The organism is Sulfuracidifex metallicus DSM 6482 = JCM 9184, from assembly GCA_032834875.1.
GTDB classification, from domain to species: domain Archaea; phylum Thermoproteota; class Thermoprotei_A; order Sulfolobales; family Sulfolobaceae; genus Sulfuracidifex; species Sulfuracidifex metallicus.
The window spans coordinates 559,265-582,701 of sequence record CP135238.1; the positions used below are offsets into that span (position 1 = coordinate 559,265).

Here is a 23,437-nt window from a genome sequence, read left to right on the forward strand (position 1 = left end):
GTTATATGGTGCAAATATGTATTAAAGGAGATAATTTGATCATAAAGCTTAAAGGCTTTGAGAAAGTTGTAGCACTAAAGGGAAGTCTAAAGATTCCATTTAATTGCGTAGGAAGAGTAGCTTACGTTAAAGATTTAGATGATACCGAGAAAGAACAGATATATCCGAAGATGAGGCTAGGCGGACTATCTATTGGAGAAATTCTATATGGCGGATTCACTACTAGCTTAGGTCTAGCTTTCTTCGCTACTAAGAAACTGGAAAGATCTATTGTGATATATATAAAATGCTCTTTTCCTTATAAAATTGTTGTCATAGAGGTATCAGATTCAGAAACTTTAAGTGAATTAGAGAAAAAATTAAAAAATAGTGATTCTAGTGATTAGAATTCCATTAGAAATTTTAACAATTTATATTCAAATAGAATCGTAGATGTTGAGCTTAGTACAGTATGTTAGCAATTAGCATAGCAAGAAATTCACTTTTGAAGAACCTATCAGAGTTAGCATCTGAAGGGAAGATCTCTAGAGGCTGGCTCCATATAGGAGGTAAGAAATATAGGAAATATTCGTTGAAGGTTTCGATATTAAGGGAGTTAGGGGTGGATTAGATACGGACATAGATGAGTTCGACATATCTAAGATACGTTCTATTATTCAGAATATTCTGAATATTTCCCTTAATTCCCTGGCAGGAATTGGTGAAAATATAATTGTATATTATCTTATATATATCATTTCTATTATTCTAAGCACTCTTCACTCACAGCCGATAATTAGCTATAGCACACTCTATAGAATGTTCTATTTTCTGATGGCAATATTGAGTACCCTAGGAGTATTACTCTTTACTCTCTAGAGCTAATAAAATCTATATTAGGAAATACTAGCTTAGCTACATATAGTAGGCGGATAAAAATTAAATTCTAAGGTTGTAAAATTCTTTAAATGCCAGTTCAAGATAAAAGAATATTAGCATCACTAGCCCCACTAAAAGATAAGTTTGTCCTATTCCCATAGCAGCTATTAAAACGCCTCCTAAAGGACCAGAAAACGTTACCAAGCCTTCAGATATTGCTGATATAGTACCCCTAACTCTCCCCATGTACTCCTTGTCTATAACTCTCAAGAGCACAGAGGAAGTTAAAACGGAATTAATTCCAGAAAAGAAGGATACGGCAAATGTAGGTATTACTGCAAGAAAGACATTATGAATTAGTATATATGACATTAAAGACGCTGAAATAAATGTACCGAATAGTACGTGGTAGAAACCTAATTTACCCTTTTTAATTTTAGGAGCATAAGCAGAACCTAGGATTATTCCTATCTCACTAACAGCGCCCAACATGCTAAAGAAAATTGGCCCTTTATGCAAAAAATCTTCAACGTAAAACAACAGTAATAATCCTTGCATATTAAAGAAGAAATTCCCTATCGTGAGAATAACAAACTGAGTTAGCACTTTATTCTTTCTTATGTAGTTAAACCCCTCTATAAACCCCTCTTTTAAACCACTTTTTTTAATGCCTTTAGTACTAGATATCTTTATAGGCAGAAGTAGAAAGATAGTTATTCCCAATAAAAATAACGGCCCAAACAATGAATATTTCAGATTTACTGTAAGAAAGATCCCTGCTAAGACTCCCGCAAAAAGTCCCAACGATCTAGCGATAATTTGATTAATAGACGAGACTTTTTTGTAAATTTCTTCATTTATATTTTCTTTAATCCAGATGGACATAATAGCACCTGAAATATCAAAAATAAAACCTGTCAGTAACGTCATTATGTAGAATAATAAAATGAGCGCAAAGAGATTATTTACTAATAGTTCTAATTGGGATAGAAACAAGATAACAAGAAGTAAGAATGAAAAAGCTAATAATATTATCTTCTTATTTTTTATGGTGTCTACTATTGTTCCAGTGAAGTAACTAAAAAAGAAGGGTATTGAAATAAGGGAAAATAGAATTCCAGTGATCAAACTAGAACCAGAAATTTTTGAAATAATCCATAACTCCAATGTGTTAATTAAAGTAATATTAAAATATAAGGAATTAATTATAGATATTGTAAATAATATACTCCTCCAGCCGGTTTCAGACAACTTCAATCGCTTCACGTACTTTTATTAACGTCTCCTTAAACCTTCTCCACTTCTCATCATTTTGCATAATCTCGTTTAATGCTATTAAAATACCCTCATATAATCCTAAATAGTAATCACATGCATAATGGTCTACTGTAACTTTCCCGTTTTCATAAAAAATTTAAATCACCAAGGCACGCATTACAGATTTTCATTATATCACACCTCTTACATTCATCTATCTTACTTTTCACATTTAAATCTTTAAGGAAATTCTGAACTTCAAATAATCTAGCATTATTTAATTTCTAAAATAATTATAATTGTTTCCTATTATTAGGTCAACGTTTGCATGGATCAAATACAACGTTCAGTCTTGACTTCATAAATTTAATTAATATATAATAGAATATACTTCTAATATACTCTTTTTATTTTTAAAACTATAAAGCCGATAGTTGCTATATACTTGCTCAATTTTTATACCTTCTTATAGCAATCTGGCTTACTTTCATAAATTAAGCCACTTTTTCTCATATCTTGTATGACCTTTTGAACAGTATCCTTGTCTAAAGAACGTTTCTCAGCCTCCTTTATTATCTTGCCCACTTTTGCACACTCCTCCATGGACGAAATGTCATCTATTATTTCTAAAATCGTGGTCATTTTGTCTCTGGCACTCTTAGGTTTGCCAGTCATGATAGTATCTATATCCATTTTACCAGACTCTACGTCAAGTCCTACGTTCTCTAAGAATATTCTCATTATGTTGATTGCCCTCTCAGCATCGTCCCTTGTCACCTCATTTCTTAACGATATTTTAGCGTAAGCCTCGCTCATCCTTATAAGGGCTTCAAGCTGCCTAGGTGTAATCAATATGGGAGAGTCTGGACTTTCGCTGCTCTTCCTCCTCATTTCAACGAAGAAGTTTTGTATTAGTTCTTTAGCTTCATCAGTTAACACTGGAGTAACGTATTTTCTAGCATATGCTATATACTTCTTCAGTGTCTCTATATCGATGAAGTCTCCCACTTCATGACCTCTATGAACGTTTAAGATATACTCTGCTAGTAATTTATCATTCTCTCCGGGTTTATCCACCAATATGAAGATTAGATCAAACCTAGAGAGTATAGTAGGTTGCAAATTTATGTTGTCCGAGATACTCCTTTCAGAGATATAACGGCCAAGTTTAGGGTTACCCGCGGCTATAACAGTGGCTCTCGCATTGAGCTTAGCCACAATCCCCGCCTTAGCAATTGACACTGTCTGTTGTTCCATTGCCTCATGTATTGCTACCCTATCCTCGTCCCTCATTTTGTCTATCTCGTCTATAACAGCTATTCCACCATCTGCAAGGACCAGAGCTCCAGCCTCAAGGTAATAATCTCCAGTATTCTTTTCCCTAACAACTGCGGCAGTTAAACCTGCAGCCGTGGATCCCTTTCCAGTTGTATAGACGGATCTAGGTGCTACTCTAGCTGCAAACTGTAACGTCTGTGACTTCGCAGTACCTGGATCGCCTATTATAAGTAGATGAATGTCTCCCCTTATCCTCGTTCCGTCAGGCATTACCTTAGGGACGCCACCAAACAACGCTAAGGCTATTGCTTCCTTAATTTCGTAATGCCCATAAATGGAAGGTGAAATAGAGGAAATGATTTTCTCCTTAATCCAGGGGTCCCTAGCCAGCTCTTTTATCTTTTCTTCATCTTCCTTTGATATCATAACCTCATCTAATACCTTCTGTGAAATTTCTACACTGTTTACCTTCATATGGAAATCAAAGACTGACCTCATGCCCCTCTTTATGGGAACGTCCTCCTTTATTTCGAGTATACCAACCATTTTTATCCTATCCCCTGGCCTTGCCGAATCAACTAAATCGTCCTCTAGGATAGCCTCCAACTGCCTTGGCAGTTGACCTGCGGGAATCTCCTCAGGTTTCTCCTGGACTACAACCTTTTGCCAGTCTACTATTTCCGATTTTTCCTTTATCCACTTAAATTGACCTGGCTTACCGCAACGTGGACATACGGCAGGCATTTCTACGGATTCCTGAATTTCTTCTCCTTCGCCCGGCCACTCAAATTCATCTCCACAGCCTGGAGGCACATGTTGAAGCCATATCTTAGTTATTCTCTCTTTTATTGAGGTTGACCTTACCAGGATCCCCTCAACGCTAATTAGTTTATTAATATCGTCACTTCGTATCTTCCTGAGCTGAATTATACGAGGTACACTAGTTATTCTAACGTGAACTCTGTTGACTTCTAACTGGTAATCTGGGTCCCTTTCTACTATGTAATCCATTAGTTTTCTTTCTATTAAAGGAATGACATTTTTTGCATCTACGACTATCTTATTGGCTAATTCCTCGTTAAATGAAAGCAAATCGTTAAAGTCGACCTCTAGGCTCTTGTGCCTATATCCTATCATTTTATTTATACGTTCACTATATTTTCTAACACCTCTCCTGTCCATAAAGGACGACAGAAAGTCAATAAAGAGGTCCTCAACATCAAGCTGTTTCTCCATAAGACTCACCGTTAATAGATTCTAATATTTCTCTTATGGAATAAAATATTAAGCGTTCCTCCTGTGTCATCTTATCCATAATTTTCTCATCCTTTATATCTAGTAAACTTAACTGAACTACTTTTCTTATTCTAAGAGAAGAGATCTCTGCTGCTATAGAGATAGCTTTCCTCATCTGTTCCAAAGAGGAAATGTTGTTGCTATTCCTCAAGTCTATTATTAGCTCCTTCATTTTCTGATAAAGGCTATCATCAGTTTTGGTTATAGAAGCTGGAACATTAGGCCTTTGCTTCTCTTGGAAAAGAATTCTACCTAGATCATCAATGGTAAATGAGTCTATTATCTTTACAATGCCTTCCTTTTGAAGTTCCTCTGCTAACCATCTAGGTAACTCTGCTTCGCTTCCTTTTGCTAGATGTACCTCGCCATGGATAGTTTCCCTGTTCCACTCGTCTAACACCATTACCTTCCTTATGTTACTGAGAGAGGAGTTCCTTATGGCATTAATCCTGGTAAGTAGCATAATATTAAGCTGTATTTTAGACCTATTAACCATGAACGCTTATCCGAAGGCGATAGTAACAACAGGGAACAATAAGGGAAAAAAGACCACAATTGAATTAATAAATAGGCTTTTACCTTATGATAATGACGTCGAGATAAAAGAGGAAATAAAGAACGTTCTTTCTATCTACTCAAAATTAAGTCCAATGGAGATCTACGGACTTATAGCCTCTGCTCCTCCTTCGTCTGCATTTAAGATATTCCCATTTATGGACGTGGCAGAGCTACAAATAGAAACTATAATTAAAAAGGGAGTAGATCTACTGTTATCTAAGAAGGTAAAGAAATTTTACGTAGAATGCATTCAAAGGACGAAGGAAGTAAATTGTCGCGAGGTGGAAATTGGCATAGGAATTTCCATGAGAGGAAAAGCTGAGGTAAATTATAATGAACCAGATTACGTCTTATTTGCCAACATCATGAAAAGTTTCTTGGGATTCTCGTTATTTAAAAATGGTCAAGAAAAACTTTCAGTCTCCACTCTTAAGTTAAATATGAGGAAATAGTAACCTCTTAACGAAGGGGTGAAACTTTTGGTTGAGGACGCTAATAAATCGACCAAGGATATATTAGACGACGTAGTAAACTCTCCTTCCTCAATATTCTCAGATAAGAGAAAGTTAGAGCTAGATTATGTGCCTAGTTTTCTACCCCATAGAGAAGATAAAATAAAAGAACTAGGAATAATTTTTAAGGATATACTGACGGAGGGATACGTAAGATCGATAAGGGCTTTAGCCTTAGGAAAGACTGGTACTGGAAAGACGGCTACAACGTCTGCCTTTGAAAGGGAATTTAGGAAAATAGCTGAAGAAAGAGGATCTAAGGTAACAATGGTTCATATCAACTGCCATAAACAAAGGACGCTATATTTGATCAGTCTAGAAATAGCAAATAGACTGAAATTGCCCGTACCTACTAGAGGACTATCTTCTCAAGAAATATTCAAAATTATTCATGATTACTTAGACAAAAGAAATATACATTTGATACTTACCTTGGATGAATTCAACCAATTTATCGATAGTGCTCCCCAAGATGAATTATATTTCCTTGCAAGAATCTACGACGAAATCTCAGCTACTACTAAAAGAATAAGTTACATTTTCATAGTTAATGATACGTATTCCCTTTATAGACTAGATAAATCAATAAAAGATCATATAGTTCAGAGAATAATAGAATTTCCTCCTTATAGCTCTCACGAACTTTTTGATATATTAAAGGCTAGAGCAGAAGAGGCCTTCGTGAAGGGTGCAGTGTTGGATGAGACTTTAAAATTCATTTCAGATATATACGGAAACGAAAGGGGAGGAAGTGGAAATGCAAGAGCTGCAATTGAAACGTTAGTTGTTGCTGGAGAGATTGCTGAAAAACAAGGAGCTTTGATGGTGACTTTGGAACATGCTAAGGAGGCTAACTCTAGCATAAATCCAGAGATACCTCAAATTTTGGATAACCTAATGGATGCAGACTTACATCAGCTACTTTTGATCAAAGCATTGATACAGTTGGTGAAAAGGGGTAAAAGCGAAGAAGTTCAGATGGGCGTCTTGGAAAGCGAATATCAGAAACTCTGTTCTGAGTTTGGAGAAGAGCCAAGAAAACACACTCAAGTATATGAACATATAAGAAGGCTTAGACAGTACGGTGTGCTTAATACAAGGCAAAGCGGAAAGGGAATGCGAGGAAGAACTACGCTGATCTCGTTTACTTTACCGTTAGATCAGAAATTTGAGGACTTCGTCGATAGTAAAATAAGGGGTAGAATGACATCACGATGAATTCTACCAGATGGAAAATACTGGTTACGTTACTAGAAGAAGGCGATATAAATATTACAAAGCTAGCAAAAAAATGTTCCGTCAGATATGACGTGCTGAAGCATGAAGTGGATTTCCTTGAAAGAAGGGGAATAGTGGAAGTTATATCAGGAGATGGAGTCAGAGCTAAGATAATAAGAATCAATTATTCCAATCCTAAGGTAATACTATTAAAGGACCTCATAGAGGAGGTCAAGGATATTCTGGAATAGAGACATTTTTGAGTTAGAAAAGTTTTAAAAAATACTAAAGCTAAATGTCAAATTATGGCAGAAACTAAAATGGTAGATATCTCAGAAAAGAGTGAGATAAAAAGGGAGGCTATAGCGAAAGGTAGAATAAAGCTGAAAAAAAGTACTGTGGAGCTGATTAAAAGGAAAGAAGTTGAAAAAGGAGATGTAATTGCAGTAACTAAAACTGCGGCAATACTTGCGACTAAAAAGACTCCAGAGCTGATACCTATGTGTCATCCTATACCGATAGAGCATGTAGACGTGGAAGTTAACCTTGGAGAGGATTTCGTTGAAGTTGTGTGTAAAGTTTCAGCACATTATAAAACTGGGGTGGAAATGGAGGCTTTAACTGGGGTTTCAGTGGGACTTCTTAACGTATGGGATATGATAAAAAAATATGAAAAGGACCAAGAAGGTCAGTATCCTGAGACTTGCATAGAGGAAATAAAAGTAATTAAGAAAATTAAGTCCTCTTCCTAGATCTAATGTTCTTCCTTTGTTGTTGTCTTTCTCCATTCTTAGTCTCACTTTCTCTCTCTATTCCCTTTATCACCTTTAGTTCCTGAGGGGAAAACTCATCTAAAGGCAAAACCCTCATAAAGGGAAAATACTCGTTTATTGCTTTGTCTGTGGAACAATGGCAGGCCTTGGCTATTTTCTCAGATGCAGACCTTAATGCATCTCTACTTTCCTTGGTCTTTGACATGAGGTGTACGTAAGATGGGAACTGATATTTAACCCATTTAGCCTTCCAGCTTCCATTTAACTTACTAGATTCTGCAAATGCCACACCTGGACCCATCAAATCGAAGACGTAACTTAACAGATCCCAATCCCCCAGTTTAGCCCTTCTCAGAAAGATCGAAGCCTTACCTAAGACGTCAAAACCTCTGAAAACGTCTTCCATGTCTTGAAATTGAAGGGGAATGTTTTCTGAAATCCATCTGATTAGAAGTTCATAATCCACTTCAGAAGTAGTAGCTGCTGCCCTAGCTTGCCAAAAGAATTTAGCCCAAAAGATGTCTCTCAATGTCTCGAAAGGATCCAACGTCCTTTCCTTTTTTCTAACAAGTTCCTTCACTAAGTCCTCAGTAACTCTCCTATATACTTCAGCTATACTCTGCAATATGTTTATAGCGTATCTAGCATCGCCTTCACTTACATCGGCTATAGCCCCTATGCCTTTTGGATCACAAATTACTTTTTCCGCCTTGCATATTCTTTCCAGCAGTTTCTTCATAGGAATCTTGCCTAGCCTTTTAAGATCTATCAACTTAGCGACATTCCTCAACTCACGCAAAGACGGATCCCATACGTTATTTGCCGTCAATATAATGGGGAACTTTGTCTCTTCTATTAAGTCTATAATTGCAGGTATGGCTCCCGCGTCTTGTCTGCTGTTTATGCCATCTACTTCGTCTAGAAGAATTATTCTGCCCTTTTCTCCGAAGAGACTACTTGAGGTTGATGCTTTCTCAGCTATGCTCTTTACGTCGTTAAGCCTTCTTGAATCGCTGGCATTCATCTCCAGAAGTTCCATGTTATAATCATGAGCCATTGCCTCCGCGATGGTGGTCTTCCCAACTCCAGGCGGTCCATTAAGCAAAACTGCCTTATAGTTAGGTTTTCCATTCATCCAACTTTCCAACCAGGATTTAAGTTCCTCTTTTACTTCTTCCTGATTCTCAACTTCAGATAACGATCTTGGTCTATACTTAATGGACCATTGAAGATGGCTCACTTTGTGGCACCAATATCATATTTATTACCTAAAATGGCGAGTTTAGCTATAACTGCACTTAATTGTATATCGTCGTCAGCACCTTCTACTAGCCTGAATTCTGCCTCTCCTAAATAATCAGCTATAATAACACGTAACTCTTCAGGTATTTTTAATAAGTTATTTCCTACTAATTCTTTATGCATTTGTTTTATTATATCTTCTCCTGATAGACCGTAGGTAACAAGTAACTCCCTCAACTTGCTTCTAGCAGTGTTAAAGTCGCCTTGTAAGGAAGCATTTAGCATCTCTAGAATTTCCTTTGGTTTTGCTAAACCTAGAACTTTATAAACAGATTCTACGCTCACTTTACCGTATGCTGAGGATGCCTGAAGTAAGTTAATTGACTTCCTCATATCTCCCATTGTAACATCGTATATAGCGTCAAGACCATCTTGATCGTAAGAAACCTTCTCTTGTTTCGCAATGAACTCGAGTCTAGCTACGACGTCTTCCTTCTTTAAAGGGTAAAACCTAAATAAGGCTGTCCTAGATTGAATTGGCTCTATTACCTTGCTGAGATAGTTACAGGCTAATATGAACCTGGTTGTTGAAGTGAATAATTCCATGGTCCTTCTCAAAGCTTGTTGAGCATCGGACGTCATGTTGTCTGCCTCATCTAGAAGTATAACTTTAAAAGGAACGCCCTTGCCAGGCAGAGCTCGAGCGAAATCCTTTACTTTATTCCTTATTACGTCTATTCCTCTCTCATCGCTAGCATTAAGTTCAAGGAAGTAGTCCCTGAAGTTTTCCCCAAAAAGGTCATGAACCAAGGCTAAAGCAATGGTAGTCTTTCCAGTTCCCGGTGAACCAGCGAAAAGCAGATGTGGCATATTTTTCTCAGAAATGAACTTCTTTAATCTTTCAACAATTTCCTTTTGATTTACCACATCATTTAACGTCCTCGGTCTATACTTCTCAGTCCACAAAGCCTCTTCCAGAACACTCATGAGATTAGTTTTAATCGAAACAAATATTAATGTATCTTGCCCTCATTTATCTGCTTTTTAATAGCCAAATTACTAAGAAAGAAATCAGTTAATCAAACTCAATTTATATTTTTGCTCAATTTAAGTTTCAATACAGTCCTCTACCTTTAGGAATATTCATCTCTTTCTCTTATATAGTCCCATTATCTCCCCGCTATCTAGCTTGTGAGAAGAGATGAACTCTCGTAGTTCTTCTAGGCTCATCTTTCTTGTCACCTCTGCGTCTAGGGCATAAACTCGTATAAAATATCTATGAGCCGGGTGTGATTTGGGTGGACAAGGTCCGCCATATCCTATATTTCCGAAGTCGTTCTCACCTTGTATTATCTCATTTATCCTTTCTTTCCTTGGCATATTCTCAGCTAGAGAATTAGTTTTAATATTGTAAATTATCCAGTGCACAAATAATCCAGAAGGTGCATCTGGATCCTCCATTATGAGGGCGTAACTTTTTGCACCGTCTACTTTGTCCCATGAGATATGGGGAGAAACGTCATCCCCCTCACATGTAAACTTCTGAGGAATCTCTTCTCCTTCTTTAAAAGGTGCTTTGACTATCATATATAGAAACTTTAAGGAGGCGGGTAAAAATTATTGCTCTATAGATGTATTTTTCTTTATATAATACTCCTTTTCTTCATGGCCGTTCTTGCTTAATTTAGTAACTATTACACCAGTACCAGTAAATGAGTCCCTCTTTATTGCTGAAAAGACAGCTCTTTTAGCTAAATCCGCAGCTTCGTCTAATGTAAGATCTTCCCTATAACCGTCCTCTAGCACACCTACAGCTACCGGAGAACCTGATCCTGTGGCCGTGTATCTCTCCTCAGTAACGTCTCCTATGTAATCTAGGTTATAAAGAGATGCTCCACTTTCGTCATATCCACCTAATAATATTTGAACTAAGTAGGGAAAATACTTGTTTCTAGATAACATTGTACCTAAATACATCGCTAGGCCCTTCACAGTTATAGGACCACTTCCGCTTATCTTGTTATAATTGTATATATTCTTTAATATTTCATAAACGAACTGAATATCTGCTACGCTCCCAGCAGTTGTTACTCCTATAGTGTCAGTAACGTAAAGAACTTTCCTAACGTATTTATGAGCTACATAAACTCCTGCACTAGCCCTCCTGTCAGCAGCTAACACTACACCATCTTTTACCTTCAGCCCTACAGTTGTAGTTCCCTTTAATATTTTGTTCTTAAGGTTCACTTCTCTCAGGTTAGTTTCTACCAAGTTATAAACACACCAAATCATGATAGGCTTGAAAGCTTAAGAAACTTGCTTAGAAACTAGCATATCAAATAGAAGAGAGGCTATTTTCAATAGTTTGCCGTCACTGAAGGGTTCACCACTGATCATTAGACCTATTGGTAAGCCATTTTCATCCTTAGCTACGGGTATAGATATTGAAGGTGCACCTACTACACTAAATAGCTCAGTATTTGATATTAATTGAAACCTAAAGTCTACCTCTCTTCCCTTTACTTCGTCAATTTTAGGAGCCACTATTTTAGTTGTAGGAGAAATTATGACATCTACTTCTTTGAATGCTTTAACGTATTCTTCCAATAAAGATCTTCTTGCCCTCATAGCATCAATATAATCTACTGCAGAAATGTTAAGCCCTGACATGAGAATTTTCTTTGTATCCTCAAAATATAACCCTGGCTGTGATGTAATCCACTCCCTGTGGTAGGATGATGCTTCAGCAACCGCTATAGTTTGTCTTATATGTCCACCAAAATAAGTTAACATATTCAAGTTAACTGACTTTACATCGAACTCTGAGGATAGTTTAACTAAAGCAGTTTTAAGCAATAGTGAACCATCGTCTTCTCCGAACAAGAAGGTCCCTATTTTCAATTTAGAGGGAACTTGAGATACTATTATTCTTTTCTTTTCTTGTGGAAGTAATGAAGTGAAGACTTTAGCCAGTTTATCGAGAGACTTTGATATTATTCCAACAGTATCCATAGACCAGCTGAATGGAATGACTCCGTCTGTAGGTATCAATCCTGTTGTAGGTTTGAATCCTATAACCCCGCAAAGAGACGCAGGTATTCTAATTGAACCACCAGTGTCTGAGCCTATGCCCACATCTACCATGTCTAAAGCTACAGCTACAGCAGAACCCCCACTTGAACCACCACTTATCCTTGATGGATCGTAAGGGTTCTTGGCTGGTCCAGCAATCGATGATGTATTTGTTGCGCCTAAGGCGAACTCATGTGTATTGGTCTTCCCTAATATTTTACCCCCATTCCTCAAAATTTGATCTACAACATACGCGTTTTCAGACGGAACATAGTCCTTTAGAATTCTCGATCCAGCAGTTGTCCTGACTCCTTTAGTTAAGAAGATATCCTTAATGCCAAATGTGAGACCAGTTAGCTGACCTTCTCTTATCGGGTTTATTTCATGAAATGTTATAAAGGCGTTGTATTTCGAGTTTAATTCTTCTAACGTCATTTTCACTCATGCAGAAAAGTGGAGGAGGCATTTTTATAGATAAGGGATCAACTTGATATTTGCTCTCATTACTCATGTTTTCATTTATCCTGGTTATACCTATTAAGCTTTTTAGTAATACAAGTAAAATGCTATTAATTTTTCAAATATAAACATATATTGTATTTTATGGTTTTAACAATACCTTTCCTATCTTGGATTTATCTTTTAATAACTCATATCCTTTATCAATGTCCTCTAAATTTACAGTACCAGCTATTACTGGATTTATTTTACCTTCTGCAGTTAGTTTCAATGCTCCCTCTGCATCCTTTTTTGTAGCCGATGCATGGCCTATAAGTTCAATGTCCTTTAGAATTACATATCCTAACTTTAGATTAAAAGGAGCTGCAGGATCTACATTACCTATCTGTACTATCCTTCCTCCCATCCAAAGACTTTTCAGGGATTCCTCTAGGGTTGGAGTTCCCACTGTATCTATGACGATATGAACGTCTGAGATTTTCTTAGCTTCAGAAGAGAACTCCTTTCCTACAATTACATGATCTGCATACTTGCCCACTATGTCAGCCTTGTCTGGAGAAGTGGTCACTCCTATCACCTTAGCTCCCAAGCCTTTGGCTACTTGTATTGCATGAATTCCGACACCACCGCTTGCTCCAGTAACTAAAACAGTTTCACCTTTCTTTATTTTAGCTCTTGTTAGACCTCTGTATATCATTCCAGTTACGCATGGTACTAGGACAGCACCATCGTCTGAAGTGCCTTGAGGAACCTTTATTACGCTCGTAACTTTTAGTTTAGCTTTCTCTGCAAAGAATCCATCCAACTCTTCAGAGTAGCCTAATCTATGATGGCAATAGGCTTCCTCTCCGGCCTTACAGTATTCACATTCACCGTCTGGAGCATAAAGGAGGGATATCACCTTATCCCCTTCCTTAAAACCGGTAACACCATCGCCTACCTGCTCTATCGTACCAACTACTTCATGTCCAAGAACTACAGGATATCTCATCCTAGGATAAAACCCTTTAAGCTGAAGAGTATCCCTATAGCAAAGGGCAGCCTTATCTACTCTGATTACCACTTCTCCTTTATCAGGTTTAGGATCTGGTATGTCTTGAACTTTATATCCTTGTTTGTGCCCAGTTACTACTACAGCTTTCATGACTTGTTTATATTGTCTAAAAAATATAAGCACTACTATTCTCCACTTAGTCTTCCATAAATGGACGATACCATTATTTAGTAACAAAATAAATTTTCGTGATGTCTATAGAGGTGATTTCCCTTCTCTATTTGGGAATACTTCTTATCCTAGCCAAGTTAATGGAGGAGGGGTTCAGAAGGATAGGATTAGTACCATTTGTAGGTTCAATAATGGTTGGCATAGTTGTAGGAGATGGAGGCTTTGGTATCATACATATAAACGAGATTATATCGTTTATTACATCTCTAGGAATAATATTCCTTTTATTTCTGGCTGGAGCAGAAGAATTTGATATAAGAGGAGAAATTGAAATTAAATTCTTTATCTCATCAGTAGTTCAATTAACTATTCCATTTCTTGCGTTAGTTTTAACCTTATACTACATAGGAAGACCAGAAAATTTTCTCCTGCTTTCAGTCCCTTTGGCCATGAGCAGTGCAGGTCCTTTGACTAGATTGTTGATAGACGTGGGATACAGCAAAAAACAGCAGGGTAACTTCCTTTTTTATCAAGTGATAATTAATGAAATAATAGCAGTAATTCTTTTTGCGATATTAGAAAATACTAAAGAACTCCTGATCTCCTTAGTTGAAGTAATAGCAATCATGACTGGCATAGTTTTGACCGGAAGATATATTTCTCTAGGCTTAGAACGTTTAGAATTAATCTTTAAGGTTAGAGAAATTGAATTTGCAGGAATTATTTCCGCTATATTAGTAATTGGTTTCATAGCAGAGACATATAAATTCAATTCAGCTATAGCAGCACTTTTCCTAGGTTTTCTCTTGAAGGACTACTTAAGGGATAGGCCAGAACTGAGGGAGAAATTGCATGCATTCACTTACGGTTTCTTCGAACCGCTTTTCTTTGTGAGCATTGGACTTTACTTTGTAAGGGTTACAGCTCTTATATTTGAAATAGGAATTATCTTATCTGTAGTTACTATATTATCCAAGATACTTGTAGGTGCAGCGACGTCAAAAATTATAAGGCTACCGTTGTTTTTCAACGCTATGGGCACGTCAGTGAAGGGGGGCGTGGATACTTCATTATTGATAACTGCATTATCTTTGAGCTACATAAATGGAATTGAATATTCTGAATCAGTTTTAGCAATAACTGTGTCCACTCTAATAATTCCAGTTGTTTTTAAGAGAATTTATGGAGTTAAAAGCGAAGCTAGCTTTGGAGATAGAAAAATAAAACTTTCCCAACAGATATCTTCGTTAAATAGAGAATTAGTCTATGTAGCTTGTGAGGATAGACTTAGCGACGCTATAAAAGTATTAATGGACAGAAAAGTAAGAGGTGTTGCAGTAGTGGATAGAGATATGAGACCAATTGGTTACGTCTCAATGAATACAGCCATAGCAGTAGATCCCTCCCTCTATGATAAACTCAGGGTGTGCGACGTAGAACTTGATGAAATTGAGACTATAGATGAAAAATCTAAGGTAATCGATGCAATGAAGATCTTTAGAGAGACAGAAAAGCCAATAATATCTGTAATTGATGATAAGGGTAAACTCGTTAATGTGCTTTATGAAAGAGAAATAATGAGACTTTTAATAGGAGAATGAAAGTATTTACGAAATGTGGTATACTGGCACAGGGGATAAGGGAAAGACGAAGGTTCCATCCGTAGGTGAAGTCTGGAAGGATGATGACATAGTTGATGCTTTAGGTAATTTAGATGAACTGAACTCTATTTTAGGTGTCATATCTTCTTTGTATCCTCCATTGGCCGAATGTATATCTACTATACAGTCCGATATTTTCGCATTATCTTCTGAAGTTGCTGGATTTGACATGGGATTTGGAAATGACAAAGTAAAGTACTTAGAGACATCAATTGAGAGATTTTCATCGGAATTACCTCCCTTAAAGAACTTCGTCTTACCTGGTGGACACAAAGCTTCTGCATTTCTTCATTTAGCTAGGAGCGTATGTAGGAGGAGTGAAAGAAGTGTTGTTACGCTGGCAAGAAGGCAAAAAGTTAAGGATTCACATTTAGTCTACCTTAATAGGTTGTCGTCACTGCTATTTGTAATGGCTTTATGGGTTAACAGAAAAACAAACAACCCGGATGTAATATGGAAAGGTTAACCAACGATATAGCTTATTAGAAATTATAATTATTTCAGGTTAATTTTATATCTAAAAAATTTTTCTATAATTTTATAAGCTTTCCTACCCCTTCTTCCTTAGCTTTCTTGCAAACTGAACTTAAAGTAAAAACGTCCTGAGACGCTATTCCGACAGTCTTGAAAATTGAAGGCGTATCTATTGTATAACCATTGTTAATTATGTCGCCTATTTCCACAACGTTTTTATCATTAAGTAATCCCTCATTCTGAGGTATGATCAAATCTCCGCTTTCTCTGAACACTGCCTCCTTCGAGTCTACCATGATTGTCCTTGCCTTCAGAATTACATCGTCGTCTAATTCTCTAGAACTAGGAGTATGTGCACCTATGCTGGAAACGTGGAAGTTATCTTTCAGCATCTTCCCTAAAATTACTGGATCTTGTGAGGAGGTGGTAGAAAATATCACATCTGCGGAGTTAAGTAATTTGACCTTGTCAACTGCGAGCAAGCCTAATTTCATCGCTAAATCTATATGCGACTTCCTGGCCGTTATCATTATCTTCTCTATAGAGAAAAACTCTTGTGCTAACTTCGCATGATAAAATGCTTCATCTCCTGCCCCGACTATCCCCAACGTTCCTATGGACTTTTTCCGCAACGCTAACCATGTTGACAGAACACTAGCTGAGGCTGTCCTCAATGCCGTAAGTGTCGAGCCCTCAGTTAAGCATTGAGGTTCCCCGGTATCAGCAGAGAAAAGTATAGCAACACCATTAACTGCCGGAAGCCCCTTCAATCTGTTCTCATTTATTACATTTACTATCTTTATTCCAAACATCTGATCGTTAAAACCTATCATAGTTCCCCACCAATTTCCCTTAACAAAGTCCACATGTCTTTCTGGCTGTTTCATCTTACCGCTGGAGAAAGATGAGAAAGCTATCTTTACAGAATCTACCAGTGTTTCCGCATCAGAAATTTTTAGTAGGTCTTCTTTAGATAGGACTAATAACTCCATAAATCAATGTATTAGAGCTTAGCTAAAACTTTTTTACAGTTAATTCTAGATACTAAAATGAATTTTTAAACTTAGTTTAATTTTAAAAAAAATTAGTGAAAAACTGATATGATACATTAACAATGTTAACCAAAATAGCATAATGAAACTGTCAGACATGGTAGCCATACTTAAAAACATCCTTTTTATAGAATATGATATGACTAAATTACACTCGCAGGAGGTCATAGTCAATGCTCCGTGTAAAACTGCGGAAAAATGGCTAATGGATAGGAACAATATAATAACCAACCTGCCGTTTGTAGTCGGCATAAAAGGGGACGAAATAACCCTTAAGTTTAATAGAATGGGATTATTTTCATACAAGGATGTGTTTACAGTAGAGCTAGGATTAATAGGAAGAGACTTTATAGAATATAAGCTGAAGGCTAAGGCTTCGTTACTGGAAATAATGTTCTCCCTAAGTCAGGGTGCGAAAGATTGCTCAATTAAGGTTATGTTGAAATACGTTGGAGAGAAAGAATGGATAGCAGGCAAGGCATTGCCCATAATAGGTGATGGGATAGCGAAGACAATAAAGGATCAAATAAAGGAGGAGCAGAATTCGCCTTTCACTGGAATTGACTTTGGTAATTTAGATTTAGGAAAAATTTCTGATGTATCTAAAATACTCCTAAAGTCAAAATTGGAAAGAAGCGAAAGTGTGAACGTATCTCCTAACTTGGCAGTCTACTTAGAAAATCAATTCACAGATCTAGCTAAATATCCAGTAGTTTATATATCTGGTCTAGGTGAGGGTATTTCTTTTAGGGTTTTAATGTTAAATGGAGAATTTAAGGGCGTTTATATTAATGACGGAAATGCTGAGATAAGGGATGAAACTGCACTTAATAACGTAAAAGGACAATTCAAGGTTAACGTCTACGTATACCTTACTGCAGTAAATAAGAAAAGACTTGAGGGGCAAAAGTAAGGTGCCTTTCCTATTATTAATTTTTTGAAACAACCTCTTAAACATGAAGCTTGAAATAGGCAATTCCTCAGAAGATCATTCCGTAGAATCTTTCATTAATGCGTTGATTGTAGCAGGCGCAGGAAACGGAACAGTAAAGCTGTATTCCTCTGCCGTAAAAGACTTCTTAAACTTCGTAGATAAAGATCCTCGTGAGATTACACAAGCGGATTTCAATAATTGGTTGATTGACCTAATGAAAAGGGAAGGAAAAGCGAAAGGTGACGAAATAGAAAGGAAAAGGGCTAGGTCGGTCACTTTGAGATATTACGCCATAGCCGTGCGGAGATATTTAAAGTGGATTGGAAGGGAATTGAAGGTACCCTTGCCTAGGATTAGAAGAAGGGAATTCTCATCTTTAAGCGAAGGCCAGCTGAACGATCTCATATTACATGCAAGGGGAAAGAAAACAAAACTTATATTGAGACTTTTGGCAGAAACTGGAATGCGTGCTAACGAGCTACTTTCAATTAGACCGTCTGACATAAATCTAGAAGAACGAAGAATTAGGTTAAGGAATACTAAAAACGGAGAGGAAAGGATAGTATTCTTCACAGAAGAAACTGGAAGGCTTCTAAGAGCATATATTAAAGGAATTGATAATGATACTAGAATTTTCGACATGAGTTATCAAGCCCTTTATAAAATGATTAGGAGAGCGGGAAAAAGGTGCGGAATAGAAAATTTAAGACCTCACATAATGAGGCATACGTTTGCAACTCTTGCAATCAAAAGAGGAGTTCCACTGCCAGTAGTTCAAAGGTTACTTGGACATCATGATATAAAGACGACTCAGATATACACGCATTTGATTAGTGACGACATAAAGGAAATGTATAGAAGGGCGTTCGGTTAAGCCTTTCCAGTAAAACGCCATTTAGCCATTTCTACGGCGTAGGAAAGTAAATCGCGTACGCTATTGAATGAAGCCGTTTGTAAGTGTAAATATTCAAACCTTGCCTGATCCTCTAGCATTTTCTTCTGAAGGAATTTTACTTTGTCTGAATTCATTATTTCCTTCAGCTTCTGCTCAGCTAGATTTCCTACTACTTCGCCGTTTATGTCGTCAGGATATGGGAGGTCACCGTTGGGATAAACAGTTACGGCGTAGCTTGTAACCCTAGAAGGTACCTTGCCTATGAGGGCATTTATGAAACCCCACGAGTTATTTAAGGTCGAACCGTATTTCGCCTTTAAATCTGACATAACTCTGTAAAACTTCTCAGGGTCTGGGGCTAATTTTACCTTAGAATCTGGGTAGTCCACGGCTGGCATTGCCAATATCTTATATCCGCATTCCCTAACTTTCCTTACCTTCTCCTCTAACTTGTCAATATTGAACCTTGTTACAACGGTTTGCACATTTACCTTAAGCCCATACTTCCTAAACCTGCATAGATAATCTAGACTTTTGACGTTCCAATGATATTCGTCAATAGAATAATGGAGGAAATCTATCTTGTCTGCAAGTTTAGTAAGGAAATCCTCATCCATAAGTCTATACCCATTGGAAGTTAGCATAATATAAAATGATCCGTCGTGAGCATATTGCAATAAATCTAGAATGTCTGGTCTAGATGTAGGCTCTCCTCCTTCAAAGGATAAAACGATAACGGATGAATCTCTCATATTATCTATTATCTTTTTGACTCTCTCAGTTGGTGCTTCCCCGAGTTCTCCACTGTAGTAGGAAGGGTTACAGAATGTACACCTAAGGTTACATTTGGAAGTCACCTTAAATGTGGCGTAAGCTGGATTAAACTGATCCTTGAGTAACTGAGTATCCACAAACCACTTTATTGCTTTAAGGTCTCTACCCATTTGACAAGAACCTCTTCACATGATTTATATATTCTTCAGCGTTCTCCTCTATAACTTTTATTTCCTCCTCCTTTAGTTTCCTAACGACTCTAGCTGGAACCCCTAAAGCCAAACTGTAAGGGGGAATCTCTTTACCTTCTGTAACCACAGAGCCAGCACCAACTATTGAGAATTCCCCTACCTTGGAGCCGTTAAGCAGAATCGATCCCATGCCAACAATTACGTTAGAGCTTATCGACGCACCATGAACCACCGCGTTGTGACCTATTGTAACTTTGTCGCCTATTGTAACTTTAAACCCAGGGTCTGTATGAATTGACGAATTCTCCTGTACGTTAGAACCAGATCCTATTGAAATTGAATCGTTATCGCCCCTTATTATGACGTAATGCCAAACGCTGCTCATCTCACCTATTTCGACATCGCCTATTACGTAACTGGTTGGGTGCAAGTAAGCCTTTCCGTTTATTCTAGGGTATTTCCCCATGAAGTCTTCTAAAGGCATATCGTTATTTTTTTACTAGCTTTGCTATAAAAAAGCCTGTCATCCCTTGCATTGGGTGGAACCTTATTTGGTATTCTACCTCAAATCTTGGATCGTCTATTACTTTTTCATTTTCTAGCTCCGTAACTGTACATGTAGAATATACCACAGTACCTCCTTTCTTTAATACTTTGAAGGCTGAGTTAAGGAATTGCTTTTGATACCTTGAAAAAGTTATTAGGTCTTCTCCAGTTTTCTTATCATAAAGCTTAGGTCTTAAACCCATAGCGGAACAGGGCGGATCTATTATAACCTTGTCAACGTCTTTAAGGTTAAAGTCCTCGTAAAGATACCTCGAGTCTGCCTCGAAAACCTGAGCTGGCAATTTCATACGGGATAACAATTCCCTGATTTTATCTACCTTCTTTGAGGTATGATCAAATCCTAGAATCCTAGCTTTAGGTTGAAGCTGGGCTATATGGGTCAGCTTTCCCCCTGGTGCTGCATTCATATCCACTATTAACTCACCTGGTCTAGGATCAAGAATCTTAGCTACGTACATTGATGATTTACCTTGAACGTAAATTTTACCTTCCTTCAGAGGTAAGAGTTCAGCTATCTTGACTGAAGAATATAATGAGTTGTCTACTCTCACTACAACGTTATACGAGTTTACCAACTCTCCTTCTCCAACGGGATCGCCACGCTCACTGACAACCGTAACTCTCTGCCCAGTTTTACCTTTGATTTTCTTGACCCCTGGTCTAAACACATCGGCCCCAACCATGACGCTTTCAGCGGTTTTCTTATCCACTATGACTATTCCATCGTTGATTTCAACCTTGAATGGACCTTTAATTGGCGTATAAATTGCCTCTTTAAAGTCCTCATCTTTCATGAAACCAAGTTCTTCTGCTACGTCTGCTGGATCTGCCAAAATTGTGTTCACCCTCACGTAAAGCCTTGGGTTAGGTTTAGTTATGTCTGAAAGAAATTCGTTAACCTGATTACCATAAACCTTTCTCAATTCTTCCATTACGAAGTCGTCGTACTCCATTTAACCTTCGCCCCTTCATTATTAGGTTCGGTCAGCTTTCCTCCGAAACGTGCAACTAGTTCCTCTCCTTCTTTCCTCGACGAGACAAAGGTATAAACTAAAGGCCCGAACGAAGATAGTCCAGCTGGAAATCCTAGATTTTTCATTTCTCGCATCAACGATTTAACCTCATCGGTTTGAAAATTCACTTCAAGCTTTTTGAAACCGAGGTTCTGAATTCTCTGTATAGAGTCTAACGCTCCCTCTAAATCCCTTTCCTCAACCGAAGGCAGAAGTTCCATTAAAATTACCCTTGCAAGCATGTCTACGCCCTCCACCTTTGCGTTTCTGAAGAATTCCAGTTCTTCCTTGCCGAAGACCCTCTTACCTTTCGGAATATTAAAATAAACTAACCAAGGAAAATTCCTTCGCAACAACAAGGAAGGCGGCGGGGATTCAGCGAAATCCGAAGGCAACATCTCTTTTTTCACTTTTAACGAATGACCTCCATCTAGAACTAATCCCCCGTATTCAAAGGTATAAATGCCAACGCCTGAAGTAGAACCTCTCTTGACTAACCTTGCCAACTCTTTTATTGAATAGTTCATGTGATTATATTCAGATGCCAGTTTAGCCAGAGAGAGCTTAAATTGAGTGGTATGACCTAAGCCTACATGCTCTGGATAATCTTCATCTATGCATATGCCTGGAACTTTAAAGGGAAGATCTAAAGGAAATGGCTGGCATCCCCCAACTCTAACAACGATCTTAGGGTTTTTTAAGGCAATGCCTATACCTCCATCTATCCTACCTAAGATTCCATCCATATTTATAAGCGTAATATGAATCCTTGAGATCCCCTGAACTTCAATCATTACCAAAAAATAATAGGCTAAGATTAAAGGGTATCGTGATAGATTTGAGTTACGGAGATACTTTAGAAAAATGGTATAGGCAGAAACCATCCTCAATTTTTCTTGTAAGTTCGGAAGCCTCACTAACATTTGAGAAAACAAGAGAAGAGGTCTCAAAAATAGCATCAGTGTTATCGCCAGGTGACACAGTTGCACATATTATGGGAAATTCAATTAAGTCTGTGTTATATTATCTGGCATCGTTCTGGGCTGGTGCTAAGATAGTAGCCATAGACCCTCTTACATCGGCTGAGGATTTGAGGTTTATACTGGAGGATTCAGCACCAGATATAGTATTCACGGATGAGGAGATACTTCAAAGGGAGAAAGAATTCATGAAAGGATATAAAGTGATTACTGACGTTAATCCATCTGGAGCTTTCTCCAAACCTTATTCGTATACAGATGACGAAACCGGAATAGTATATTATTATGCAGGAATAGCTGGGAAGACAATGCAGGTCAAACATAGTGCGCAAAGACTCAGTCTTAATGCTAAGTCCCTGCTCTCGGCAATAGGCCTGAAAGAGGTTAACTCCATACTTACTGTACCCATAGCGCACGTTCTTGGAAACAGTGTTCTCGGAGTTACCCTCGAAGCTGGGGGTAAAATGTACGTAATGAAGAAGTTCTCTGTAGAGGAAGCTTCAAGTGCTATATCCAAATACAATCTAAATTACTTGGCTACAGTTCCTATGGTTTATGACGCATTTAACTCTTCTAACGTGGAGCTCAAGAGTCTGGAACTGTGCGTCAGTACAGCGGCGCCTCTCTTCCCTAATACTGTAAAGGGATTTAAGGAAAAATACGGAAAAGACATAGTACAGCAGTACGGCTTCACGGAAGGCTTGGTTCTTACCTTTCAACCAAAGGAGTTCTCTGACGTCATTTCCATAGGAAAGCCCTTACCTAACGTGGATATAAGGGTAGTCAAGGACGACGGCACAGATGCCAAGGCAAATGAGACTGGGGAATTATGGGTTAAGTCTCCTTGGCTAATGTTAGGCTATAGCGACGAAAAGGAAACGGAAAAGGTTTTTCATGGAGAGTGGCTTAAAACAGGCGATTTAGTTTCATTTGACGAGAAGGGACTTCTGTACTTTAAGGGAATGAGGAAGAGAATGTTGAAATATAAGGGATATCCCATATTTCCTCGCGACTTAGAGGAAATTCTTCTTTCGCACCATAAGGTGACTAGTGCTGTAGTCAAAGGTGAAGATGCTGGAAATCTCGGTCAGCAGCCGGTCGCTTTAGTTAAGGTAAATGGAAGCATAACAGAGAAGGAATTACTTGATTACGTTAACAGCAAGGTAGCGTTTTATAAGAGGTTAAAGAGAGTATACATAGAAGGTTAA

The 23,437-nt window shown here is 37.8% G+C and carries 25 protein-coding genes; 11 read left to right on the plus strand and 14 right to left on the minus strand.

Annotated features, from left to right (window positions below; translation table 11 throughout):
* Positions 1-5: 5 nt before the first annotated feature.
* The gene (locus RQ359_RS03290; RefSeq protein WP_156016103.1) at positions 6-386 is read left to right on the plus strand and encodes a hypothetical protein; all 381 of its coding nucleotides are present in this window, start codon (positions 6-8) and stop codon (positions 384-386) included.
* A 65-nt stretch (positions 387-451) separates the two neighbouring features.
* The gene (locus tag RQ359_RS03295) at positions 452-610 is read left to right on the plus strand and encodes a hypothetical protein (RefSeq protein ID WP_240899938.1); all 159 of its coding nucleotides are present in this window, start codon (positions 452-454) and stop codon (positions 608-610) included.
* 308 nt (positions 611-918) lie between these two features.
* Here the strand turns inward: RQ359_RS03295 and RQ359_RS03300 are convergent, their stop codons facing one another.
* From RQ359_RS03300 to RQ359_RS03310, 3 genes are all read right to left on the minus strand, one after another.
* Positions 919-2,124: an MFS transporter gene (locus RQ359_RS03300; RefSeq protein WP_457921235.1), complete on the minus strand. Its 1,206-nt coding sequence runs from the start codon at positions 2,122-2,124 to the stop codon at positions 919-921.
* A gap of 447 nt (positions 2,125-2,571) precedes the next feature.
* Positions 2,572-4,638, minus strand: coding sequence for a minichromosome maintenance protein MCM (mcm, locus tag RQ359_RS03305; protein WP_338116929.1), 2,067 nt, complete (start codon positions 4,636-4,638; stop codon positions 2,572-2,574).
* Positions 4,613-5,152, minus strand: a complete 540-nt coding sequence (locus tag RQ359_RS03310; protein ID WP_162199529.1) for a DNA replication complex GINS family protein — start codon at positions 5,150-5,152, stop codon at positions 4,613-4,615. The genes mcm and RQ359_RS03310 overlap by 26 nt, the downstream gene beginning before the upstream one ends.
* 31 nt (positions 5,153-5,183) lie before the next feature.
* Here RQ359_RS03310 and RQ359_RS03315 point away from each other — a divergent pair, with 31 nt between their 5' ends.
* From RQ359_RS03315 to moaC, 4 genes are read left to right on the plus strand one after another with little or no spacing between them, the layout of a single operon-like run.
* Positions 5,184-5,699: a THUMP domain-containing protein gene (locus RQ359_RS03315; protein ID WP_054837753.1), complete on the plus strand. Its 516-nt coding sequence runs from the start codon at positions 5,184-5,186 to the stop codon at positions 5,697-5,699.
* A 27-nt stretch (positions 5,700-5,726) separates the two neighbouring features.
* Positions 5,727-6,977, plus strand: a complete 1,251-nt coding sequence (locus RQ359_RS03320) for an ORC1-type DNA replication protein (RefSeq protein WP_156016100.1) — start codon at positions 5,727-5,729, stop codon at positions 6,975-6,977.
* Entirely contained in the window at positions 6,974-7,228 is a 255-nt protein-coding gene (locus tag RQ359_RS03325; RefSeq protein ID WP_156016099.1) for a helix-turn-helix domain-containing protein, read from the plus strand. The genes RQ359_RS03320 and RQ359_RS03325 overlap by 4 nt, the downstream gene beginning before the upstream one ends.
* Positions 7,229-7,279: 51 nt before the next feature.
* Positions 7,280-7,729 (plus strand): cyclic pyranopterin monophosphate synthase MoaC, encoded by a 450-nt coding sequence (gene moaC, locus RQ359_RS03330; protein ID WP_338117012.1) that lies wholly within the window; start codon positions 7,280-7,282, stop codon positions 7,727-7,729.
* Here moaC and RQ359_RS03335 read toward each other — a convergent pair.
* From RQ359_RS03335 to RQ359_RS03360, 6 genes are all read right to left on the minus strand, one after another.
* Complete coding sequence (locus RQ359_RS03335) at positions 7,713-8,990, minus strand: replication factor C large subunit (RefSeq protein WP_338116928.1); 1,278 nt, start codon at positions 8,988-8,990, stop codon at positions 7,713-7,715. The genes moaC and RQ359_RS03335 overlap by 17 nt on opposite strands.
* Positions 8,987-9,979: a replication factor C small subunit gene (locus tag RQ359_RS03340; protein WP_156016097.1), complete on the minus strand. Its 993-nt coding sequence runs from the start codon at positions 9,977-9,979 to the stop codon at positions 8,987-8,989. The genes RQ359_RS03335 and RQ359_RS03340 overlap by 4 nt, the downstream gene beginning before the upstream one ends.
* 156 nt (positions 9,980-10,135) lie before the next feature.
* Entirely contained in the window at positions 10,136-10,579 is a 444-nt protein-coding gene (locus tag RQ359_RS03345) for a YbhB/YbcL family Raf kinase inhibitor-like protein (RefSeq protein WP_156016096.1), read from the minus strand.
* A 30-nt stretch (positions 10,580-10,609) separates the two neighbouring features.
* A complete protein-coding gene (gene psmB / locus RQ359_RS03350; RefSeq protein WP_173571495.1) occupies positions 10,610-11,239 on the minus strand; it encodes an archaeal proteasome endopeptidase complex subunit beta in 630 nt (209 codons plus the stop codon).
* A gap of 60 nt (positions 11,240-11,299) precedes the next feature.
* Positions 11,300-12,499: an amidase gene (locus RQ359_RS03355; protein WP_156016095.1), complete on the minus strand. Its 1,200-nt coding sequence runs from the start codon at positions 12,497-12,499 to the stop codon at positions 11,300-11,302.
* A gap of 166 nt (positions 12,500-12,665) precedes the next feature.
* Positions 12,666-13,667, minus strand: a complete 1,002-nt coding sequence (locus RQ359_RS03360; protein WP_156016094.1) for an acryloyl-coenzyme A reductase — start codon at positions 13,665-13,667, stop codon at positions 12,666-12,668.
* Between the two features lie 101 nt (positions 13,668-13,768).
* Between RQ359_RS03360 and RQ359_RS03365 the strand changes: the two genes are divergently transcribed.
* Complete coding sequence (locus RQ359_RS03365; protein ID WP_156016093.1) at positions 13,769-15,289, plus strand: cation:proton antiporter domain-containing protein; 1,521 nt, start codon at positions 13,769-13,771, stop codon at positions 15,287-15,289.
* 13 nt (positions 15,290-15,302) lie between these two features.
* Positions 15,303-15,815 carry a cob(I)yrinic acid a,c-diamide adenosyltransferase gene (locus RQ359_RS03370; protein ID WP_054837757.1) on the plus strand — a complete coding sequence of 171 codons (513 nt, stop codon included), beginning with the start codon at positions 15,303-15,305 and terminating at the stop codon, positions 15,813-15,815.
* A gap of 64 nt (positions 15,816-15,879) precedes the next feature.
* Here the strand turns inward: RQ359_RS03370 and RQ359_RS03375 are convergent, their stop codons facing one another.
* A complete protein-coding gene (locus tag RQ359_RS03375) occupies positions 15,880-16,815 on the minus strand; it encodes an ornithine cyclodeaminase family protein (protein WP_054837758.1) in 936 nt (311 codons plus the stop codon).
* 199 nt (positions 16,816-17,014) lie between these two features.
* Here RQ359_RS03375 and RQ359_RS03380 point away from each other — a divergent pair, with 199 nt between their 5' ends.
* Together RQ359_RS03380 and xerA are read left to right on the plus strand one after the other, a co-directional pair.
* Positions 17,015-17,788, plus strand: coding sequence for a hypothetical protein (locus tag RQ359_RS03380; protein ID WP_156016092.1), 774 nt, complete (start codon positions 17,015-17,017; stop codon positions 17,786-17,788).
* Between the two features lie 43 nt (positions 17,789-17,831).
* The gene (gene xerA / locus RQ359_RS03385) at positions 17,832-18,683 is read left to right on the plus strand and encodes a site-specific tyrosine recombinase/integron integrase (RefSeq protein ID WP_054837760.1); all 852 of its coding nucleotides are present in this window, start codon (positions 17,832-17,834) and stop codon (positions 18,681-18,683) included.
* Here xerA and RQ359_RS03390 read toward each other — a convergent pair.
* From RQ359_RS03390 to RQ359_RS03405, 4 genes are read right to left on the minus strand one after another with little or no spacing between them, the layout of a single operon-like run.
* Positions 18,680-19,648 (minus strand): radical SAM/SPASM domain-containing protein, encoded by a 969-nt coding sequence (locus RQ359_RS03390; protein ID WP_054837761.1) that lies wholly within the window; start codon positions 19,646-19,648, stop codon positions 18,680-18,682. The genes xerA and RQ359_RS03390 overlap by 4 nt on opposite strands.
* Positions 19,641-20,153 carry a gamma carbonic anhydrase family protein gene (locus tag RQ359_RS03395; protein WP_083476894.1) on the minus strand — a complete coding sequence of 171 codons (513 nt, stop codon included), beginning with the start codon at positions 20,151-20,153 and terminating at the stop codon, positions 19,641-19,643. The genes RQ359_RS03390 and RQ359_RS03395 overlap by 8 nt, the downstream gene beginning before the upstream one ends.
* Positions 20,154-20,157: 4 nt before the next feature.
* Positions 20,158-21,159, minus strand: coding sequence for a PUA domain-containing protein (locus RQ359_RS03400; RefSeq protein ID WP_206338998.1), 1,002 nt, complete (start codon positions 21,157-21,159; stop codon positions 20,158-20,160).
* 8 nt (positions 21,160-21,167) lie between these two features.
* Complete coding sequence (locus tag RQ359_RS03405) at positions 21,168-22,043, minus strand: beta-ribofuranosylaminobenzene 5'-phosphate synthase family protein (protein WP_054837762.1); 876 nt, start codon at positions 22,041-22,043, stop codon at positions 21,168-21,170.
* Between the two features lie 44 nt (positions 22,044-22,087).
* Here RQ359_RS03405 and RQ359_RS03410 point away from each other — a divergent pair, with 44 nt between their 5' ends.
* The gene (locus RQ359_RS03410) at positions 22,088-23,437 is read left to right on the plus strand and encodes a class I adenylate-forming enzyme family protein (RefSeq protein WP_156016090.1); all 1,350 of its coding nucleotides are present in this window, start codon (positions 22,088-22,090) and stop codon (positions 23,435-23,437) included.

Excerpts from the sequence above, each read along its gene's own strand:
- RQ359_RS03390 (WP_054837761.1), bottom strand. The coding sequence starts at position 19,648 with ATGGGTAGAGACCTTAAAGCAATAAAGTGGTTTGTGGATACTCAGTTA.
- RQ359_RS03340 (WP_156016097.1), bottom strand. The coding sequence starts at position 9,979 with ATGAGTGTTCTGGAAGAGGCTTTGTGGACTGAGAAGTATAGACCGAGG.
- RQ359_RS03365 (WP_156016093.1), top strand. The coding sequence starts at position 13,769 with ATGTCTATAGAGGTGATTTCCCTTCTCTATTTGGGAATACTTCTTATC.
- xerA (WP_054837760.1), top strand. The coding sequence starts at position 17,832 with ATGAAGCTTGAAATAGGCAATTCCTCAGAAGATCATTCCGTAGAATCT.
- RQ359_RS03290 (WP_156016103.1), top strand. The coding sequence starts at position 6 with ATGGTGCAAATATGTATTAAAGGAGATAATTTGATCATAAAGCTTAAA.
- RQ359_RS03315 (WP_054837753.1), top strand. The coding sequence starts at position 5,184 with ATGAACGCTTATCCGAAGGCGATAGTAACAACAGGGAACAATAAGGGA.
- RQ359_RS03380 (WP_156016092.1), top strand. The coding sequence starts at position 17,015 with ATGACTAAATTACACTCGCAGGAGGTCATAGTCAATGCTCCGTGTAAA.
- RQ359_RS03355 (WP_156016095.1), bottom strand. The coding sequence starts at position 12,499 with ATGACGTTAGAAGAATTAAACTCGAAATACAACGCCTTTATAACATTT.
- RQ359_RS03325 (WP_156016099.1), top strand. The coding sequence starts at position 6,974 with ATGAATTCTACCAGATGGAAAATACTGGTTACGTTACTAGAAGAAGGC.
- RQ359_RS03360 (WP_156016094.1), bottom strand. The coding sequence starts at position 13,667 with ATGAAAGCTGTAGTAGTAACTGGGCACAAACAAGGATATAAAGTTCAA.
- RQ359_RS03345 (WP_156016096.1), bottom strand. The coding sequence starts at position 10,579 with ATGATAGTCAAAGCACCTTTTAAAGAAGGAGAAGAGATTCCTCAGAAG.
- RQ359_RS03295 (WP_240899938.1), top strand. The coding sequence starts at position 452 with ATGTTAGCAATTAGCATAGCAAGAAATTCACTTTTGAAGAACCTATCA.
- RQ359_RS03405 (WP_054837762.1), bottom strand. The coding sequence starts at position 22,043 with ATGATTGAAGTTCAGGGGATCTCAAGGATTCATATTACGCTTATAAAT.
- RQ359_RS03370 (WP_054837757.1), top strand. The coding sequence starts at position 15,303 with ATGTGGTATACTGGCACAGGGGATAAGGGAAAGACGAAGGTTCCATCC.
- RQ359_RS03375 (WP_054837758.1), bottom strand. The coding sequence starts at position 16,815 with ATGGAGTTATTAGTCCTATCTAAAGAAGACCTACTAAAAATTTCTGAT.
- RQ359_RS03395 (WP_083476894.1), bottom strand. The coding sequence starts at position 20,153 with ATGCCTTTAGAAGACTTCATGGGGAAATACCCTAGAATAAACGGAAAG.
- RQ359_RS03310 (WP_162199529.1), bottom strand. The coding sequence starts at position 5,152 with ATGCTACTTACCAGGATTAATGCCATAAGGAACTCCTCTCTCAGTAAC.